Here is a 413-nt window from a genome sequence, read left to right on the forward strand (position 1 = left end):
ATTTTAACAAGAGGTGCTGTTGATTTATATGCGTTGTTTGAATGGGGGCTTACGATAAAACTAGCAAAATAAGGTGTTTTTTTATTATAAATTGGGGCTAAAATACCTATTAATATATAGGTTGGAAAAAATAATAAGACTATCATTAAGTCCAAATCCATATTTGGTAAAAAACCAGAAATAAATCCAAATACAATCATATAGATGAAGGGTACACTCATTGCTTTTAATAATCCTAGGAAATGAAACATATAAATTAATCCCACCTTTCTGGTTACAAACACGTTTATTTTAACTTTCAAGTCTTTTCTGAACAAGTAGGCGGTAACAGATTAAGAACCGCCTACTTCCATTTCATTTAAAGGGAATCCATCTCTTCCGGCTTGATGAGAAAAGCCGGCAACATAAACAAA

At 31.7% G+C, this 413-nt stretch carries 1 pseudogene; it reads right to left on the bottom strand.

Going from position 1 to position 413, the window contains the following annotated elements:
- Positions 1-251: pseudogene (locus LIZ98_RS17705) on the bottom strand (hypothetical protein); the annotation flags it as partial.
- Positions 252-413: the final 162 nt, after the last annotated feature.

It is taken from the genome of Caldibacillus sp. 210928-DFI.2.18, assembly GCF_020554505.1.
In the GTDB taxonomy this organism is placed as follows: Bacteria; Bacillota; Bacilli; order Bacillales; family Caldibacillaceae; genus Caldifermentibacillus; species Caldifermentibacillus hisashii.